This is a genomic window from Pseudomonas putida, assembly GCF_025905425.1.
Taxonomy (GTDB): domain Bacteria; phylum Pseudomonadota; class Gammaproteobacteria; order Pseudomonadales; family Pseudomonadaceae; genus Aquipseudomonas; species Aquipseudomonas putida_AF.
Genome location: NZ_CP109603.1, coordinates 2,857,054 through 2,875,134, shown reverse-complemented (window position 1 = coordinate 2,875,134; position 18,081 = coordinate 2,857,054). Strand labels below are relative to the sequence as shown.

Below are 18,081 nucleotides of genomic sequence, written 5' to 3'. Positions count from 1 at the left end.
TGTTGAAAAAACGGGGGCCGCTTTGCGGCCCAAGCAATGGCCAGATGATCCCGAACCTGCAGGATGACACTGGCCCACCTGCCCAAAAACGACCACCCACACATTCGGGGTATGTTGCCCTCAGGCAAATCCCCCGATAGTGAACCCATCGGCTCGATCCGGAGCAGTCACACGATGGAGTTGCTATGCGCAAGGCACTGAAGGTGATTGGCGGTCTGCTGCTGGCGTCGGCCGCCACGCAGGCACTGGCGGTAGAGGGGGACAGCGGTAACACGTTGCGGCTGTACAACTGGACCGACTACATCGGCGAAACCACCTTGGCCGACTTCGAGAAGGCCACCGGCATCAAGGTCATCTACGACACCTTCGATGGCTACGAAACCGTCCAGACCAAATTGCTCACCGGCCGCTCCGGCTACGACCTGGTCATGCTCAACGCCTCTCTGGTGCCACCTTTGATCCAGGCCGGCGTGTTCCAGGCGCTGGACAAGCAGCAGCTGCCCAGTTGGCACAACCTGGATGAGCAGGTGGTGAGCAACCTGCAAGGCTACGACCCAGGGCTGAAATACTCGGCGCCCTACACCTGGGGCAGTTCCGGGGTCACCTACAACGTCGACAAGATCACCGCACGCATGCCCGATGCGCCGATTGGTTCACTGGCCATGCTGTTCGACCCCAAGATCGTCTCACGCTTCGCCGACTGCGGCGTCACCCTGATGGACGCGCCGACCGAAGTGATCCCGCTGGCCCTGCAGTACCTGGGCAAGGACCCCCGCAGCGCAGCGCCCGCCGACCTCAAGGCTGCCGAGCAGCTGCTGATGGGCATTCGCCCGTACATTCGCAAGTTCGATTCGGTCAACTACCTCACCAGCCTGCCCAACGGCGATGTCTGCCTGGCCCTGACCTGGTCAGGTGACTACGCCACCGCCCAGGCCCGTGCGATAGAGGCGAAAAAAGCCATCAAGCTGGCGTTCTTCATCCCCCAGGAAGGCTCGTTGATCTGGTTCGACAACCTCTACATCCCCAAGGACGCACCGCACGCCGCCAATGCTCACCGGTTCATCGAATTCCTGCTGCAGCCGCAGACCATGGCCAAGGTCACCGACTACATCCACTACGCCAACAGCAATGCGGCTGCCACGGCGCTGGTGCACGCCGACATTCGCCAGGACCCGGCGATCTACCCCGATGCCCAGACCCGCGAACGCCTGTTTGCCCAGAAGACCCAGAGCCCTAAAGACATGCGCGCCATCACCCGGGTCTGGAGCACGGTCAAGACCGGTTTCTGAACACTGCCAACCGATTCCCGCCAAGGAGCTGCCCATGGCCACACCCAGCAAAGCATTCGCCATCGCCCACGACCCACTGGTGGAAGCCGACAAGGCCCACTACATGCATGGCTACCATGTGTTCGACGAGCACCGCGAGCAGGGCGCGCTGAACATCGTCGAAGGCGAGGGTGCCTACATCCGCGACACCCACGGCAACCGCTTTCTCGATGCCGTCGGCGGCATGTGGTGCACCAATATCGGCCTGGGCCGTGAAGAGATGGCCCTGGCCATCGCCGACCAGGTGCGCAAACTGGCCTACTCCAACCCGTTTTCCGACATGGCCAATGACGTCGCCATCGAGCTGTGCCAGAAGCTTGCGCAACTGGCGCCGGGTGACCTGAACCACGTGTTTCTCACCACCGGTGGTTCTACCGCCGTCGATACCGCCTACCGGCTGATCCAGTACTACCAGAACTGCCGGGGCAAGCCGGACAAGAAGCACGTGATTGCGCGCTACAACGCCTACCACGGCTCCACCACCCTGACCATGGCGATTGGCAACAAGGCCGCCGACCGGGTGCCGGAGTTCGACTACGCCCATGAGTTGATCCACCATGTTTCCAACCCCAACCCGTACCGTGCCCCGGACGACATGGACGAGGCCGAGTTCCTCGACTTCCTGGTGGCCGAATTCGAGGACAAGATCCTTTCCCTGGGTGCCGACAACGTGGCGGCGTTCTTCGCCGAACCGATCATGGGCTCGGGCGGGGTGATCATTCCGCCCAAGGGCTACTTCGAGCGCATGTGGCAGGTGTGCCAGACCTACGACATCCTGTTCGTTGCTGATGAGGTGGTGACCTCGTTCGGGCGCCTGGGCACCTTCTTCGCCAGCGAAGAGCTATTCGGCGTGACGCCGGACATCATCACCACCGCCAAAGGCCTGACCTCGGCCTACCTGCCATTGGGTGCCTGCATCTTCTCCGAGCGGATCTGGCAGGTGATCGCCGAGCCGGGCAAGGGCCGCTGCTTCACCCATGGCTTCACCTACAGTGGGCACCCGGTGTGCTGCACGGCGGCATTGAAGAACATCGAGATCATCGAGCGCGAGCAGCTGCTGGCGCACGTCAAGGACGTGGGCAGCTACCTGGAGCAACGGCTGCAAACCCTGCGCGAGCTGCCTTTGGTGGGGGATGTGCGCTGCCTGAAACTGATGGCCTGTGTCGAGTTCGTCGCCGACAAAGCCAGCAAGGCGTTGTTCCCAGACGCGGTCAACATCGGTGAACGCATCCACAGCAAAGCTCAGGCCAGAGGGCTGCTGGTGCGGCCGATCATGCACCTGAACGTGATGTCGCCGCCGTTGATCGTCACGCATGCGCAAGTCGACGAAATCGTCGAAACCCTGCGCCAGTGCATTATCGAAACGGCGCGCGAACTGACCGCGCAAGGGCTGTACCAAGGGCGATGAGCCTGGCGCAAAGGGCTGTGCGTGGGCGTGCCTGGCAGGCTAGACTGCCGGGCATGACCCAGGCCACTTCCGACACTCCGCTCACCCTAACGCTGGGGGCGCTGCAGCAATGGCATGCGGCGTTGCAGCGTGCGCTTGCCCACAGTGAGTCAGCCGATGCCCTGAGCTACGTGGCCGCTGCTATCGGGGCGCTGGTCGAGGTCGAGTCGATGATGATCAGCCTCGAATGCCAGGGACGGGCACCACAACTGCTGTACCAGCAAGGCATTCCGGAAACGCATCGTAAAGCGGTGCTCGAACGCTATTTCGCGGTCGGTTACTTGCTCGATCCTTTTTGCCTGGCCGTGCAGAGTGGCTTGGCGCAGGGGTTCTACCACTTGCAGGAAATCGCCCCGGACAATTTCTTCGACAGCGACTACTACAAGGCCTACTACCTGGGTACTGGCTGCAGTGAGGACAGCTACTACATTGCCGACCTCAGCGAGGGCCGCAAGCTTTCGTTCAGCCTGTTTCAGGGGTGCAGTGGCACGCGCTTGAGCAGTGGGCAGATCGACCTGTTGCGGGCGGTCGAGCCGATGGTCCGTGAACTGCTGGGGCGCTATGCCCGCTACAACCTTGAGCCTGCCACGGCCTCGGCCGAACGCGGCAGCGTACAGGCCGCGTTCGAGAGTTTTGGCTGCCAGGTGCTCACTGACCGCGAGCGTGAAGTGGCGCACATGATCTTGCGTGGGCACTCGGTGAAATCCACGGCGGTGGAGCTGGGGATCTCACCGGAGACCGTGCGCATGCACCGCAAGAATCTGTACCTGAAGCTTGAGATCAATTCACAGTCGGAGTTGTTTGCGCGGTTTATCGACTGGTTGCGGCAGGGGGCCGTCGAGTAAACCCCGGCAAGGCCGCTCCTACAAAGGGACGCGTGTCATTTTCAAGATGCAGCCAGCTTCGCCTCTAGGGCGCAAATGTGTGCCTGCAACCGTTCATGCTCCAAGCGCTCTGCAGTGATGTCTTCGAACACGCTGATCAAGTGCTCCGGCTCACCGTTGTCACGGCGCTGCAGCGACGTACGTGCCCGCACCCAGATGTACTCGCCGTCCTTGCGCCGTACCCGTTTTTCCACCTCGTAACGCTCGGTCTCACCCTCCAGCATGCGCGCCAGCAGCTCCAGGTTCAGCGCCAGGTCATCGGCATGGGTAATCTGCTGGAAGGTCATGCCGTAGAGCTCTTCGGCACAATAGCCAAGCATCTCGCAGAGGCTGTTGTTGACCCGCTGCCAGGTGCCGTCCGGGTCGATGTAGGCGAGGGCGCCCCAGGCCAGCTCGAAGATCGCGCGAAAACGTTCTTCGCTGTTGCGCAGCGCCTGCTGGGCAACCTGGCGTTCGGTGTTGTCCATGCTGATGCCGACCATCTTCACCGAGCGCCCGGCGCTGTCACGTACCACGGTGGCGCGCGAAGAAATCCAGCGCACTTCGCCATCGGGGCGGGTGATACGGAAATCACACTCGCAGCCGCTGCCGTCAGCAACGGCCTGGGCGTACATCGCCTGCATGTGCGCCACGTCCTCATCCGGCAAGTGGCGCCAGAAGTCTTCGTTGCGATGCACCGGCCAGCCGTAGACCTGCTCGACGTTGGGCGAGTAGGTGACCTCGTCGCTGATCAGGTTCCATTCCCAGGTCACGATGCGCGCGCCTTCCTGGGCCAGTTTCATGCGCGTCTCGCTTTCCATGATCTCGGCGGTGTAGCGCCTGCGCAGGTCGGTCATCGGCAACTCGACCACCTGCGGCTGTTGGATGTTCTGCAGGGCTTCGTCGCCGTAGCGCAGCCAGATCCAGTTGACCTTGAGAAAGTCGGCCAGCTTGCGCAGGTTTTCGTAGTCGATCTCACCGCCGCGGGTCCATTTGTGCACCGCTGTCCGTGAAATACCCAGGGCCGTGCCCACAGCTTGCAGGGTCAGCTTGTGATGCTCGAGCAGTTCCTTGAGGCGGAAGGCAAAGCTGTTTTCCAACATCGGCAGGGTGTCCTGATCTGGGCCAAGAGCCTGCCAGTATACTCAAGCTGTCAACTTTTGGTTGACGGTGAAACCCTTGGGGCCGCGCCGCAGCCCCGGTCGGTGTTACAAGTCCAGCACCAACCGCGCCGAGCGTGCCCGCGAGACGCACAGCATGATGCTCTGCTGAGCGGCTTTTTCGTCATCGCTCAGGTATTGGTCGAAGTGTTCGGCTTCGCCTTCAAGAATGGCGGTTTCGCAGGTGCCGCAAACGCCTTCGCGGCACAGGCACTCGACCTTGGCAGCTTTGGACTTTTCGATGGCCTGAAGGATGGTCATGCCTTCTTCTACCTGCAGTTCGATACCCGACTGCGCCAGCACCACGGTGAACGCCGAGCCGGTCACCGGTGCTGCGGCAAACTGCTCCCAATGCACGCGGTGTTCGGCAATGCCTGCCTTGGCCGCACAGGCGATGACCGCGTCGATCAGCGGCTTGGGGCCGCACACGTACAGGTGCGCGGATGCGTCCAGGCCCGCGCACAGGGCGGCCAGGTCGAGCTTGCGATCGAGGCTGTCGATATAGAAGTGGCTGTTGCCGGCATGCGGGCCGCTGGCCAGTTGATCTTGGAACGCGCCATGTTCCGGGGCGCGGAAGGCGTAATGCAGTTCGTAGTCGGTGGCGCCGCCTTCGAGTTCATGCAGTTGCGCCAGGAAGGGAGTAATGCCGATACCGCCGGCGATCAGCACATGGCGGCCAGCGGCAGGGTCCAAGGCGAACAGGTTGTTGGGCGAAGAGATGGTCAGGCGGGTGCCGACCTGCACCTGCTGGTGCATGAAGGCCGAGCCGCCTTTGGACTGCTCTTCAAGGCGCACGCCAATCTGGTAGCTGCGGGTATCGCGCGGGTCGCTCATCAACGAGTAGGCATTGCTGAACTGGCTGCCATCGGCACCCTGCATCTGCACGATGACATGGCTGCCACCGGTGAAATCAGGCATTGGCGCGCCGTCTTCGCGGGCCAGGGTAAAGCGCTTGATCAGCGGCGTGGCGTGTTCCACTTCGGTCACGCACACGCTGAACATTTCGTATTTGTTGGCCATGGTTCACCTCGACTGCCAGGGCGCGCGGCAGGCCTTGCCGCGCACCGGAACGTGCAAAAAACTAAAAGCGCTAGCGATCAATCGTCGAGGTGGGCCACGGCGATCAGGTTATGGAAGTGGGCAATGCCATGCTCGCTCATGCCGCTGCGCTCGCGGTCGGCCATGATCCGGCCCTGGCCACGGTAGCCGCGGGATTTCAGGCCTTTTTGCACGCTTTCCACCAGGCGCAGGTCTTCTGGGCGGAACACTTCGCGGTACCAGTCGATGAGCTTCTGCTGCTCCTCGGTGATTTCCTTGTTGAGGAAGTAGATGTCGTAGTGCTGCAGGGTGGTTTCTGCATCGACCGGGAACTCGTAGATCACGGTCATGAAGTTAGCCCCTGGCGGTACGTTGAACATGGTGCACGGCCATGCCCAGAAGCCAGCAAAGGAGGGGTCTTTGACGCTTTCATCGAACGTGAACGACTGCTCCGACGGTTTTGCCAGGCCGTATTGCAGGGTCCAGTTGCCATGCAGGGTGTGGCTGTACTGGCCGACGTCCACCGAGTCGGAGAAGCCGGGGTGGGCCGGGGCGCAGTGGTAGCACTCCAGGTAGTTGTCGACGATCGACTTCCAGTTGGCTGGGGTGTCACTGACAAAGCGTGCGGCCAGGTGCAGGTCGTCGATCACGGCGCAGGCTTGGCGCATGCGCGCTTGCATGCCGGGCAGTTGGTCTTCGACGGAGCCGGCGTCCATGTCCATGTTGATGAAGATGAAGCCTGCGTATTCTTCGACGCGCAGTTGCACCAGCGTGGAGTTTTCTTTGTCGAAGTTCACCACGTTGTCACAGTTACGGGCGTGGGCAAGCTCGCCGTCGAGCTTGAAGGTCCAGGCGTGGTACGGGCAGGTGATGACGTTCTTGGCCTTGCCGCTGCCGCTGAGCAACTGGTGGCCACGGTGCGGGCAGACGTTGTAGAACGCGCGCAGCACGCTGTCGCGGCCGCGGACCACGATGATGCTCTCGCCAATCACTTCGCGGGTGATGTAGGCGTTGTTGTCTGCCACTTCGCTGCGGTGGCCGACACAGATCCAGCTGCGTGCGAAAATGCTTTCTTTCTCGTGTTCGAACACCGCAGCCTGGGTGTAGAAACTGGCGGGGATAGTGAACGCCTCTTCGGCGTTCGCGCAGAAATCGGCGGGCAGGCGTTTGAAGTCATTCATGACAGGGTCTCACAAGCTCGGTTTATAGTTGTTGGTTAACGCTTATCTATTGGTTAACAAGCCAGGCAAAAAAATTTGCCGTGGTGGGGCGGGCCGCCCCACGCTGGCGTCGCTCGGTTTACGTCATCTCAATGCACGGCGGCTGCGCTGCGTGGCGCTTGCTCGCCCGGTTCTTCACCGGCCATGCGCGCCGCTTCTTCCTCGATGCGGTAGGCCGAGACCTGGCCATAGTCTTCGAACATCCACTTGAAGAAGCCGTAGATCTTCACCAGCAGAATCACCATGAACGGGATCGCGGTCAGCACCACGGCGGTTTTCATGGTCGACAGCGAGGCCTTGGCGAACAGCATGGCCAGCGGCACCAGGGTCAGTACCACGCACCAGAACAGGCGATGGGTCGGTGTCGGGTCGTCGCCTTCGCGCAGGTTGCGGGTACTGGTGGCTGCTACCGCATAGGCGGCGGCGTCCATGTGCGAGGCACAGAAGATCGCCATGATGAACAGGTATACGCCAAGGAACACCTGGCCCCACGGCAACGCCAGCAACAGGTGCGTCACGGCCGATTCGCCGCCTTGCTCAGCAAGCATTTTCGGCACGTCCACGGCACCGGTGATGAACTGGTGCATGCTGTAGCTTTCCAGCGCGCCGAAGAAGAACCAGCACCCGAAGCTGCCACCCAGCAGCAGGGCCATGACCACTTCCTTGATTTGCCGGCCGCGCGATACGCGGGTCACGAACATGGCCACGCCCGGTGCGTAGGACACCCACCAGAGCCAGTAGAACACCGTCCAGTTGCGGGTGAAGGCGCCGTCGCCGGCCGGGTCGGTGAACAGGCTCATGTGCACGTAGTTCTGGATCATCAGGCCAATCGAGTTGGCGGTGTTGTTGATGGTGAACTGGGTGGGGCCGACCAGCAGGATCACGGCGGCAAATACCAGCGCGCCGATACATACCATCTTGCTCAGGCGCTGCAGGCCGCCATCGATGCCGATGTAGGAACTGAGCGAGAACATCACGGCGACGGCGCCGATCACCATCAATTGCACGGTGAAGGTGTCCGGGGTGCCGGTGAGGTCATGCAGGCCGCGGGTCAGGGTCGAGGCGGTGAGTGCCAGCGACACCGTCAGGGCGCCCATCATGGTCAGCAGGAAGATCAGGTCGACGCTGCGGCCAACGGGCCCGGTGGCCTTGAAGCCGGTCACTGCTTCGACGATCGAGGCCAGGTTCAGGCCGCTTTTCTTGCGCACGTGGAAGTGGTAGGCCATGGCCAGGGAGGCCAAGGCGTAGATCGACCAGGCGCTGACGCCCCAATGGAAGAACGAATACCCAATGCTGTATTCGAGCGCCTTGGGGGTGGCTGCAGCGATGTTCAGGCCAGGGGTCTGGTAGTAGTAGGCCCATTCCATCACACCCCAGTAAAGGGTCGAAGACCCCATGCCAGCGCAGATGAACATGAACACCCAGGTCGCGGTGGCGTACTCGGGTTTACCACTGCCCAGGCGGATATTGCCGTACTTGCTGAAGGCCAGGTACAGCACGGCCAGGGTGCTGCCGAACACCAGCACCTGGACACTGGTGCCAAAGGTACGGGTGGACAGTTCGAACAACTGGTTGGCAGCGTGCTCGGCTTCGGCGGGGAACATGGCCAGGCCAATCACCGTAAGCAGCACGGCGATCAGGCTCATGGTTATCAGGAACACATCAATCTTTTTATTCTTGTGCGACATCATCGTCTCCTGGACGTTGGCGTACTTTTTATACCCGGCAGGCATCCGGGGTGTTGCGTACCACTCCTTCCTTGGCTGTTAACTAAAAGTTAACGTACATCTAATGGTTAACAGATTTTGCATCTAATCCACGCCGCTCGCAAGAGGGAGAGGGCCGGTTGTCAGACACTTCTGATAATCGGCCCTGCGTCGTCAGGCTTCGATCAGCGCTGTGATAGCCCGGCCTACGTCCTGGGTGGACTTTTGCCCGCCCATGTCGCGGGTGGTGTCGCCCGCGGCAATCACCTGCTCGATGGCCTTGAGGATGTCATCGTGGGCGGCGCGGTAGCGCGGGTCGGCACCGTCGTTGCCGAGGAACTCAAGCATCAGCGCACCGGACCAGATCATCGCGATCGGGTTGGCGATGTTCTTGCCAAAGATGTCCGGCGCCGAGCCGTGTACCGGTTCGAACAAGGACGGGAACTTGCGCTCGGGGTTGAGGTTGGCCGAAGGGGCGATGCCGATGGTGCCCGCGCAGGCCGGGCCAAGGTCGGAGAGGATGTCGCCGAACAGGTTCGAGGCCACAACCACGTCGAAGCGGTCCGGTTGCAGCACGAAGCGGGCGCAGAGGATATCAATGTGCTGCTTGTCCCAGCTGATTTCCGGATAATTGGCAGCCATGGCCGCCGTGCGTTCGTCCCAGTACGGCATGCTCACGGCCATGCCGTTGGACTTGGTGGCCGAGGTAACGTGCTTGCGCTCGCGGGTTTGCGCCACGTCGAAGGCGTATTTGAGAATGCGGTCAACGCCACGACGGGTGAACACCGACTCCTGCAGCACGAACTCGTTCTCGGTGCCTTCGAACATGCGCCCGCCTAGGGACGAGTATTCGCCTTCGGTATTCTCGCGGATCACCACAAAGTCGATGTCGCCTGGCTCGCGGCCGGCCAGCGGGCAGGGCACGCCTGGGAACAGGCGCACCGGGCGAATGTTCACGTACTGGTCGAAATCGCGGCGGAACTTGAGCAGCGAACCCCACAGCGAGATGTGGTCCGGGACCTTGTCGGGCCAGCCGACCGCGCCGAAGTACAGGGCGTCGAAGTCTTTGAGCTGCTCGAACCAGTCGTCCGGCATCATCTTGCCGTGGGCCAGGTAGTAATCGCAGCTGGCCCACTCGAAGAATTCGAAGCTGATGTCCAGGCCGTGCTTGCGAGCGGCAGCCTCGACTACGCGGATACCTTCGGGGAGTACTTCGATGCCGATGCCGTCACCGGGGATGGCTGCGATTCTGAATGTTTTGGTCATGGGGCGCACTCGTTGTCTAGGGAACAGGTGCGAGCCATGCTATAAGGCCTTCAATCGGAGATAATCCAGCCTTTCATGGATTCTTGGAACACGAAGCGTGAATAATCTGCCCAACCTCGACGACCTCAATATCTTTCTTCAGGTGGCCAAGCGCGCCAGCTTTGCCGCCGTGGCCGACGAGCTGGGCATGTCGGCGGCGTACATCAGCAAACGCATTCGTATGCTTGAGCAAACCCTTGAAGTGCGCTTGTTGCACCGCACCACTCGGCGGGTGACGGTCAGCGAGGAGGGCGAGCGGGTGTACCAATGGGCGCTGCAAATCTTCGACGCGGTGCAGCGCATGGGCGATGACATCAGTGCCCAGCACCGCGAGCCGGCAGGCCAGCTGCGCATCGCCAGCAGCCTGGGCCTGGGGCGGCGGTTCGTAGCCCCGGCCTTGTCGGAGCTGGCTGAGCGTTACCCGCGCCTGGATATCCGGCTGGATGTGCACGACCGCCTGGTGGACCTGATCGAGGAGGGGGTCGATTTGGACATTCGCGTGGGCAATACCATCGCGCCCAACCTGATCGCCAAGCTTCTAGCCAAAAACCGCCGGGTGCTCTGTGCCGCGCCCAGCTATGTGGCGCGGCATGGCATGCCGAAAGTGCTAGCCGACCTGGGCAGCCATGACTGTTTGGTAATCAAGGAGCGCGACCACCCGTTTGGGGTCTGGCAGCTCGAAGGCCCTGATGGCGAAGAGAGCGTGCGGGTGACCGGGGGTTTATCGAGCAACCACGGCGAGGTGGCCCACCAGTGGTGCCTGGACGGGCGTGGGATATTGCTGCGCTCCTGGTGGGATGTGCACGACAGCCTGCAGGATGGGCGCCTGGTTCAGGTACTGAGTGACTATCACCAGCCTGCGGATATCTGGGCCGTTTACACCTCGCCGCTGGCAAGCTCGGCCAAGGTGCGGGTGGCGGTGGATTTCTTTCGGCAGTATTTTGCCGAGCGGTACAGCTTGCCGGATTGAGTTTGGCTTTAAAGGTAGCGACATTTCTGTGGGAGCGGGCTTGCCCGCGAAGATGGCGACTCGGTGTATGGCACAGGCTTCGCCGGTGTTCGCGGGCAAGCCCGCTCCCACAGGGTGGGGTGGTTGTTTCTATGCGGCTACCTCACCGGTATCCGGCTAACCGCCTTGATTTCGCGCAAGGCCAGGCTCGACTGGATCGAAGCAATACCAGGTTGCCGACGCAACACGTCTTCGACGAAACGGCCATAGCTCTCCAGGTCTGTCGCCAGCACCGTCAGCACATAATCCGCCTCACCCGTGACCTTGTGGCAGGACAAGACCTGCGGCAGCTTCAGAATGACTTGCTCGAAGTCATCAGGCGCTTCGGCCGAATGGTTGCCGAAGCGCACCTGGGCAAAGGCCATGACGTCGTAACCCAGTTTCTTGCGGTCCAGGTTGGCCTGGTAGTCCTTGATCAGGCCCAGCTCCTCCAGGCGTTTGCGCCTGCGCCAGCAGGGCGTCACGGTCATCGACAGGCGCTCGCCCAGGGCGGCGCTGGACAAGGTGCCGTCCTCCTGCAGCAGGCGCAGCAGTTCGCGGTCTACTTCGTCGAGTTCTTCGTAAGCAAAAGCTTTGCTCATTAGGGCGCTACCGGGTGGATGTTTTGCTGAAGCATCCGGTTTGGCTGAGCATAAAGCAAAGCATTTTCACCGGTCTGTCGCGAAAATTGGTTATCCGATAACACCTTGAAAAAGGACATTCGCGTGCTGACAGTCTTTAGCAACAAACACCGCTTGCACCATGGCTCCGAGCTCAAGGACGGGGCCATCACGCCGTCCTTCGAGAACCCCCAGCGTGCCGACACCGTGCTGGCGCGGGTGCAATCCACGGGCCTGGGCGATGTCATCGCCGAGCAGGCGTTCGAGCGTGCCTGCTATGTCGCGGCGCACAGCGAGCGCTATGTAAGCTTTCTGGAAAAGGCCTGGGCAGAATGGACCGCCACCGGCAAGACCCATGATGCGCTGCCGCTGGTATGGCCGGTGCGCGACCTGGCCATTGACCGTGAGCCGGGCTTCATCGATGGCAAGCTGGGCTTCTACGCCATGGACGCCGGCGCGCCGATCACCGGCGGCACCTGGGAAGCCGTGCGCAGCAGCGCCAACGTGGCCTTGACCGGCATGCAGCGCGTCATCGACGGTGCATCCAGCGCCTTCGCCTTGTGCCGCCCACCTGGGCACCATGCGGCCCGCGAGTACATGGGCGGTTACTGCTACCTCAACAATGCCGCGATTGCCGCCGAACGCTGCCTGAGCCAGGGCGCACGGCGCGTGGCCGTGCTGGACGTAGATTTTCACCACGGCAACGGCACGCAGAACATCTTCTACGACCGCCCCGACGTGTTTTTCGCCTCGATCCACGGTGACCCGCATGTGTCCTACCCGTACTTCTCCGGCTATGCCCACGAGCAGGGGGCGGGGGCGGGCGAGGGCTTCACGGCCAACTACCCGCTGGGCAAGGGCACCGTCTGGGCGCAGTACCAACAGGCCTTGCAGGACGCGCTCAAGCGCGTTGTCGCGCACACGCCGGACTTTCTCATCGTGTCGCTCGGCGTCGATACCTTCGAGGACGACCCGATCAGTCACTTCAAGCTCACCAGCGAAGACTTCCTGCGCTTGGGCGCCGAGATTGCCCGCGCAGGCATCCCGACGCTGTTCGTGATGGAGGGCGGCTACATGGTCGACGAAATCGGCATCAATGCCGTCAACACCTTGCAAGGCTTCGAAGGCGCGGCTTGATCGCACGCCTTGAACGCACCGTGACAAGGCCCTGTGCGGGCCTTGTTCGATGGCCATGATTCCAACAATAAAAAGAGGTCGCTCATGCAAGACATGCCCGCAAGCCTTGATCAAAGCAATCCCACAGATTTAGCCCAAGACGGGCACCTGAAACGCACGCTGGAAAACCGGCATATACAGCTGATCTCAATCGGTGGCGCCATCGGCACCGGCCTGTTCATGGGCTCGGGCAAGGTCATTGCGTTGTCCGGCACCTCCATTTTGCTGGTCTACGCGATCCTCGGTTTCTTCGTGTTTTTCGTCATGCGTGCCATGGGGGAGTTGCTGCTGTCTGACCTGCGCTTCAAATCCTTCGCCGACATCGTCGCCCATTACCTGGGCCCGCGCGCCGGCTTCGTGCTGAGCTGGTCCTATTGGCTGAGCTGGAGCGTGGCGGTGGTCGGTGACGTGGTGGTCGTGGCGGGGTTCTTCCAGTACTGGTATGCCGATGTGCCCGCCTGGATACCGGCGTTCTTCACGTTGTTCGTGCTGCTCGGGCTGAACATGCTGGCGGTGCGGATTTTCGGCGAAGTGGAGTTCTGGTTCGGGATCATCAAGATCGTGGCCATCGTCATGCTGATCATCACTGCGGCAGTGATGATCGCCACGTCCTATGTGTCGCCCAATGGTGTGGTCGCCTCGCTCTCCAACGTGGTGGCGCCAGGCGCGGTGCTGCCCCATGGCATCAGCGGCTTTTTTGCCGGGTTCCAGATCGCCGTGTTTTCCTTCGCTGGTACCGAGCTGATCGGTACCACGGCAGCCGAGGCGAAAAACCCGCACCGCTCGCTGCCCAAGGCCATCAACACCATTCCTTTGCGCATCCTGCTGTTCTACATCCTGGCGCTGGTGTGCATCATCAGCGTGGTTTCGTGGGCACAAGTGCCGGCCAACCGCAGCCCATTCGTCGAACTGTTCCTGCTTGCCGGCTTTCCCGCCGCTGCCGGCATGCTCAATTTCGTGGTGCTGACATCGGCGGCGTCCTCTGCCAACAGTGGTGTTTACTCGGGGTGCCGGATGCTCTTCGGCCTCGCCGAGCGGCGTAACGCACCCGCCATCTTTGCCAAGCTCTCGGTACTCAGCGTGCCGGTGCACAGCCTGCTGTTCTCCGGGGTGTGCATGCTGACCGGGTTGGCCCTGCTGTTCATCATCCCTGAGGTGATGACGGTGTTCACGCTGATCTCGACCATCTCGGCGATCCTGGTGATCTTTACCTGGTCGATGATCCTTGCCGCGTACCTTGCCTACCGCAAGCACAACCCCGCCGCGCACCAGGCGTCGGTGTTCAAGGTGCCGGGCGGGGTGCCCATGGCCATCACGACGCTGGGGTTCCTCGGCTTCGTGCTGGTGCTGCTGGCCCTTGAGCCGGACACGCGGATGGCGTTGTGCGTGATGCCGTTGTGGTTTGTCTTTCTGCTTGTGGCCTATCGCCGTCGTCAGGCCTAGTGCGAAGCTCAGGGCTCTCTTTGTGGGTGTCGCAATAATGCTCAATCGAATAATCGATCCTCTTCTGCAAAGAAAAGCGTGCAGTTCTGTAGTGTTAAGGCGATTAATGGCTTTGTTATTACTGCTGTATAAATAGGAGTTTTCCTACGTATCTTTCCTTGAATTTTGTAGGCAGTTTTGCATGTTGGTGGTGGCAAAGTTACGGGTGATTGTCTTGAGTAACATGCAGAAACAAGATGGGCGCGCAGAGTCTGGAGATTCACTCTAGTTTTTTTGTGTGTGCACTCTCATCCGGTGAGCGAAAGGACTTTGATCACTGGCCTATTAACTGTTCGAGGAGAATCATTATGACTTTCGAAAAAGCCTCTTCTGCTGGCGACTCTCAGATCGGCTGAGTTGACCAACGAAAGCCAGGGCCTTCGGGTCCTGGCGCCCACAATGTTTATTTGATGAGTGTGAGGCAGGAACATGAAACTTTGCCTGAAGCCGACAATTATTCCGTTCAAGCTCGAAGGTCAGGTTGTTCTGAGGTTCAATGGGCAATACGCGAAAATTCCCGACCCCCATGGTGCTATCTGGGAATTGGCCACTGCATTGAATGGCAGTGTATCCGTTGAGGCCTTGATTACCCAAGTGGCTGATCGTTTTCCCGCAGTCAGTCAGGGCGATATTCGAGCGGTGGTGCAAGACTTGATCAAGTATCGACTGGTCGAGAGCCCGGATGCGTTTGAAATTACTTCACTCTCAGATCATGATCGAATGCGGTTCTCCCGCAATATCGACTTTTTCGGGTCGATGTCGGCTGTGACTGAGAACAAGTTTATGCCTCAGGAGAAATTGCGCGCGGCCAAGGTTTGCGTACTCGGCTGTGGTGGTCTTGGCACCCATATCCTGTTCGACCTGGTGGCGCTGGGCGTGCATCAACTGACCATCCTTGATTTTGACACGATTGAGTTGAGCAATCTCAATCGGCAAATTCTCTATAAGGAGACTGACATAGGGATGTCAAAGGTCGTCACTGCCAAGCGTCGGCTGCTCGAATTCAATAGCCATCTCGATATCACCACCCACGAACGTCGACTCGAATCTACACGTGATGTGGCCAACGTCGTGAGGGGCCACGATATTGTTATTTGCGTCGCCGATAAACCCGCGAACTACATGGCCGACTGGCTGAATGAAGCGTGCGTTGAACAAGGCGTGCCCTTTATCTCAGGCGGGCTGGATGTCCGGCGTTCGGTTTTCTACTCTGTGGTGCCCGGCATTTCTGGCTGCGGTGCTTGTTGGCTTACTTCGGCACGCAATAAAAGCAGTCTGGTGAACAGCATCTCGAACATGGCCAAGCAGCACGACATAACCTACCAGCATCCCGGCCCGGCCTTGGTCACCCTCGTGGCTGTCACCGCGGGCATGATGGTGAGCGAAACGGTCAAAATCCTCACCGGTTGCCAGCCACCCCAGTTAACCAACAAGCTCAAGGAATTCACGTTCGATGATCTGGATGTGGGCATTGCCGAAGTCTGGCAGTTGAACCCGACCTGTACGGTGTGTGGCCATCTTGCCAGGTCGCAGCAGTCGACCGTGCAGGCGGAGACAGTCTAGATGTTCAAGCTGCTGGCGTCCTATGCCATCACGTCCGTCTGCTCATGGGCTATTGCATTTCTCATTCCGCTTTACATCTATGAGCAGACAGGCTCCCCAGTCTGGACCTCGCTAGCATTTTTCGCAGCAATGGCACCCTACATACTGGTTACGCCGTTTGCCGGTGTATGGAGCGATCGCTATAGCAAGCGAAGACTCTTGATTGGCGGTGATCTGACCAATATCGTCATCGGCTGCCTGATTTATGCCGTCGTAGGCACAGGGGGCGGCGCCACGTTGAGCCCCCTGTTGTTATTGCTGAGTTTTATGTTGGCGAGCGTCGGCGCAACCCATCATCCGGTATTTCAGAGCATCGCACCTGCGCTGATCGAGAAAGAGAAACTCTATCGCTTTAATGCGATCGTCAATGCCAGTGACAACACAATTCGCATCGTTGCGCCGATGGGTGTTTCAGCCCTGTTGGTCTTCAGCTCTAAAGAGCAGATTCTACTAGGCGGTATCGTGGGGTTTACGCTTTCCTTGCCGCTTTGTTATTGGCTGAAAGAGCAGGATAAACCTCATCCCGCTACGACGCATGTCTTCACTGAAATCAAAGCAGGTCTGCTTTATGTCATTCGCCATCGAGAGCTGTGTTCGTTCGTTTTGCTGTTCTTTTTCTGTAACTTCGGTTTTGCCCTGGTCGGTGCCAGCCTTATCTACGTTTACACCTCGCTCCTCGCGGTACCGTTGAGTGACGTGGGCTATTACTACGGGCTTGTTGGCGCAGGTGCGGTCGCCGGATCAGTGGCAGGCGCAAGTTTGGTAAAACGCTATGCGACTGGCGTTCTCATCCGACGCAGTTGCTTGCTGGCAGGGCTTTTCACGTTGAGCGCAGCGCTGGCCAGCGAACCTTGGACACTGTCGGCGCTCTGGGCGCTGTCTACCTGCTGTCAATCGGTTGTGGTCATTGCGTTTTTCACGTATCGCCAGCAGTTGGTGCCGCAGGCGATTCTGGGGCGAACGGTCGGTGTTACACGGCTTATTGCCTATCTCGCAATTCCACCCGCGAGCGTGCTCAGTGGATGGTTACTACTCCATTTTTCCAGCAGTGGTCTGATTCTCACATCAGGGGGGATGTGCATTGTCTTCGCCTCTTTGTGCGCTTACTGGCTAACCCAATCGGATCGTTATGTTCTTCGTCGTGGTAAACGCTAAATAGTGAGCGGCTTGCAGCGCATCCTTTGGGATGGATGGTTTTGCTCGTTTAATTCTTAAGCAAGATGAAGGGAACTCAAAATTGAAGAATGGCATTGAACCGCAGAGCGGAAATAGAGTCGAGATCATTCAGGCGATCACCGGCGGCTCGGTATGGGACAAATGGCTGAGCGCCGAAGCATTGAACAGATTGGTGAGCCATGAGCTATTGATCGCAATGGCCGATGGCCGTGTTTCCTTGAGTGCCATGCGTTTCTTTTTGGTGCAGCACCACTACTACGCTCGAAATTTTACCCGCTTCATCTGCTCGATCATCAGCCACCTTGAATCCCTCGGCGACATCCAGCTGTTAATGGAGAATATGCAGGAGGAAATGGGTGTTGATGATGACGACAAGGTGACGCATGCAGACTTGTTTCAACGCTCGCTCCAGCGACTGGGCACTTATGCCATGGCGGCACCACCTTTGCCCCAGACGCTGGATTTTACCCAATCCATCATGACGTTTTGCCGCAACGAAAATCCGGTTGTGGGCATCGCGGCGCTTTGTCTTGGCGCTGAAGCTATCGTGCCGCTGATTTATAAACCGATCCTCACGGCGCTGAAAAAATTAGAGGTGCATGAAGACGGTCTGGAGTTTTTTCGCTTGCACATCGAAGAGGACGAGGGACATGCCATTACCCTGCTGGGGATTCTAGAGCGTTTGACGCGACAAAGTCCTGAAGCAAAGGCCTTGCAGTTCAAACGGGGTATGAGGCAATTACCAAGCGATGTGTCATGTTCGATGCCATCTGGGAGGACATCAGTCAACAACAACATGCCTAGATTTTGTACGAAAAGTATGGTCATCCATCGCCGTGGGAGCGGGCTTGCCCCGCGATCTGCCGCAACGCGGCAGCAAAGCCTGAATTCGCGGCGTCTTTGACACTATTTGATATCAGGTACAGGAGCGCTTCGCACGCCATCGCGGGGCAAGCCCGCTCCCACAAAA

15 protein-coding genes are annotated in these 18,081 nt (G+C 59.7%); 9 read left to right on the top strand and 6 right to left on the bottom strand.

What is annotated here, in order from left to right; all coding sequences use genetic code 11:
- Positions 1-185: 185 nt before the first annotated feature.
- Genes OGV19_RS12835 through OGV19_RS12825 form a run of 3 tightly spaced genes read left to right on the top strand, consistent with a single transcriptional unit; the run spans position 186 to position 3,620 of the window.
- Complete coding sequence (locus tag OGV19_RS12835) at positions 186-1,289, top strand: polyamine ABC transporter substrate-binding protein (protein ID WP_264313721.1); 1,104 nt, start codon at positions 186-188, stop codon at positions 1,287-1,289.
- A gap of 34 nt (positions 1,290-1,323) precedes the next feature.
- Positions 1,324-2,736, top strand: coding sequence for an aminotransferase (locus OGV19_RS12830; RefSeq protein WP_264313720.1), 1,413 nt, complete (start codon positions 1,324-1,326; stop codon positions 2,734-2,736).
- A complete protein-coding gene (locus tag OGV19_RS12825; protein WP_264313719.1) occupies positions 2,733-3,620 on the top strand; it encodes a helix-turn-helix domain-containing protein in 888 nt (295 codons plus the stop codon). The genes OGV19_RS12830 and OGV19_RS12825 overlap by 4 nt, the downstream gene beginning before the upstream one ends.
- 41 nt (positions 3,621-3,661) lie before the next feature.
- On the opposite strand, the gene OGV19_RS12820 is transcribed toward OGV19_RS12825, so the two are convergent.
- The 5 genes from OGV19_RS12820 to OGV19_RS12800 form a co-directional block, all read right to left on the bottom strand.
- Complete coding sequence (locus tag OGV19_RS12820; protein WP_264313718.1) at positions 3,662-4,741, bottom strand: PAS domain S-box protein; 1,080 nt, start codon at positions 4,739-4,741, stop codon at positions 3,662-3,664.
- Positions 4,742-4,846: 105 nt separating this feature from the next.
- Positions 4,847-5,818 (bottom strand): PDR/VanB family oxidoreductase, encoded by a 972-nt coding sequence (locus OGV19_RS12815; protein ID WP_264313717.1) that lies wholly within the window; start codon positions 5,816-5,818, stop codon positions 4,847-4,849.
- Positions 5,819-5,895: 77 nt separating this feature from the next.
- Positions 5,896-7,017 carry an aromatic ring-hydroxylating oxygenase subunit alpha gene (locus OGV19_RS12810; protein WP_264313716.1) on the bottom strand — a complete coding sequence of 374 codons (1,122 nt, stop codon included), beginning with the start codon at positions 7,015-7,017 and terminating at the stop codon, positions 5,896-5,898.
- Between the two features lie 128 nt (positions 7,018-7,145).
- On the bottom strand, positions 7,146-8,744 hold the full coding sequence (locus OGV19_RS12805) for a BCCT family transporter (RefSeq protein ID WP_319026072.1): 1,599 nt from the start codon (positions 8,742-8,744) through the stop codon (positions 7,146-7,148).
- 192 nt (positions 8,745-8,936) lie between these two features.
- Positions 8,937-10,028, bottom strand: coding sequence for a tartrate dehydrogenase (locus OGV19_RS12800; RefSeq protein ID WP_264313714.1), 1,092 nt, complete (start codon positions 10,026-10,028; stop codon positions 8,937-8,939).
- A gap of 97 nt (positions 10,029-10,125) precedes the next feature.
- Here OGV19_RS12800 and OGV19_RS12795 point away from each other — a divergent pair, with 97 nt between their 5' ends.
- The gene (locus OGV19_RS12795) at positions 10,126-11,037 is read left to right on the top strand and encodes a LysR substrate-binding domain-containing protein (RefSeq protein ID WP_264313713.1); all 912 of its coding nucleotides are present in this window, start codon (positions 10,126-10,128) and stop codon (positions 11,035-11,037) included.
- 137 nt (positions 11,038-11,174) lie between these two features.
- On the opposite strand, the gene OGV19_RS12790 is transcribed toward OGV19_RS12795, so the two are convergent.
- Complete coding sequence (locus tag OGV19_RS12790; RefSeq protein WP_027593659.1) at positions 11,175-11,657, bottom strand: Lrp/AsnC family transcriptional regulator; 483 nt, start codon at positions 11,655-11,657, stop codon at positions 11,175-11,177.
- 123 nt (positions 11,658-11,780) lie between these two features.
- Here OGV19_RS12790 and OGV19_RS12785 point away from each other — a divergent pair, with 123 nt between their 5' ends.
- The 5 genes from OGV19_RS12785 to OGV19_RS12765 all read left to right on the top strand — a co-directional run bounded on the left by OGV19_RS12785 (position 11,781) and on the right by OGV19_RS12765 (position 18,015).
- Positions 11,781-12,812, top strand: a complete 1,032-nt coding sequence (locus OGV19_RS12785; RefSeq protein WP_264313712.1) for a histone deacetylase family protein — start codon at positions 11,781-11,783, stop codon at positions 12,810-12,812.
- 84 nt (positions 12,813-12,896) lie between these two features.
- Entirely contained in the window at positions 12,897-14,294 is a 1,398-nt protein-coding gene (locus OGV19_RS12780) for an amino acid permease (protein WP_264313711.1), read from the top strand.
- 468 nt (positions 14,295-14,762) lie between these two features.
- Positions 14,763-15,896 carry a ThiF family adenylyltransferase gene (locus tag OGV19_RS12775; protein ID WP_264313710.1) on the top strand — a complete coding sequence of 378 codons (1,134 nt, stop codon included), beginning with the start codon at positions 14,763-14,765 and terminating at the stop codon, positions 15,894-15,896.
- A complete protein-coding gene (locus tag OGV19_RS12770; RefSeq protein WP_264313709.1) occupies positions 15,897-17,090 on the top strand; it encodes an MFS transporter in 1,194 nt (397 codons plus the stop codon).
- Between the two features lie 31 nt (positions 17,091-17,121).
- Complete coding sequence (locus OGV19_RS12765; protein WP_264313708.1) at positions 17,122-18,015, top strand: iron-containing redox enzyme family protein; 894 nt, start codon at positions 17,122-17,124, stop codon at positions 18,013-18,015.
- Positions 18,016-18,081 lie beyond the last annotated feature (66 nt).

Excerpts from the sequence above, each read along its gene's own strand:
- OGV19_RS12835 (WP_264313721.1), top strand. The coding sequence starts at position 186 with ATGCGCAAGGCACTGAAGGTGATTGGCGGTCTGCTGCTGGCGTCGGCC.
- OGV19_RS12830 (WP_264313720.1), top strand. The coding sequence starts at position 1,324 with ATGGCCACACCCAGCAAAGCATTCGCCATCGCCCACGACCCACTGGTG.
- OGV19_RS12825 (WP_264313719.1), top strand. The coding sequence starts at position 2,733 with ATGAGCCTGGCGCAAAGGGCTGTGCGTGGGCGTGCCTGGCAGGCTAGA.
- OGV19_RS12820 (WP_264313718.1), bottom strand. The coding sequence starts at position 4,741 with ATGTTGGAAAACAGCTTTGCCTTCCGCCTCAAGGAACTGCTCGAGCAT.
- OGV19_RS12815 (WP_264313717.1), bottom strand. The coding sequence starts at position 5,818 with ATGGCCAACAAATACGAAATGTTCAGCGTGTGCGTGACCGAAGTGGAA.
- OGV19_RS12810 (WP_264313716.1), bottom strand. The coding sequence starts at position 7,017 with ATGAATGACTTCAAACGCCTGCCCGCCGATTTCTGCGCGAACGCCGAA.
- OGV19_RS12805 (WP_319026072.1), bottom strand. The coding sequence starts at position 8,744 with ATGTCGCACAAGAATAAAAAGATTGATGTGTTCCTGATAACCATGAGC.
- OGV19_RS12800 (WP_264313714.1), bottom strand. The coding sequence starts at position 10,028 with ATGACCAAAACATTCAGAATCGCAGCCATCCCCGGTGACGGCATCGGC.
- OGV19_RS12790 (WP_027593659.1), bottom strand. The coding sequence starts at position 11,657 with ATGAGCAAAGCTTTTGCTTACGAAGAACTCGACGAAGTAGACCGCGAA.
- OGV19_RS12780 (WP_264313711.1), top strand. The coding sequence starts at position 12,897 with ATGCAAGACATGCCCGCAAGCCTTGATCAAAGCAATCCCACAGATTTA.
- OGV19_RS12775 (WP_264313710.1), top strand. The coding sequence starts at position 14,763 with ATGAAACTTTGCCTGAAGCCGACAATTATTCCGTTCAAGCTCGAAGGT.
- OGV19_RS12770 (WP_264313709.1), top strand. The coding sequence starts at position 15,897 with ATGTTCAAGCTGCTGGCGTCCTATGCCATCACGTCCGTCTGCTCATGG.
- OGV19_RS12765 (WP_264313708.1), top strand. The coding sequence starts at position 17,122 with ATGGATGGTTTTGCTCGTTTAATTCTTAAGCAAGATGAAGGGAACTCA.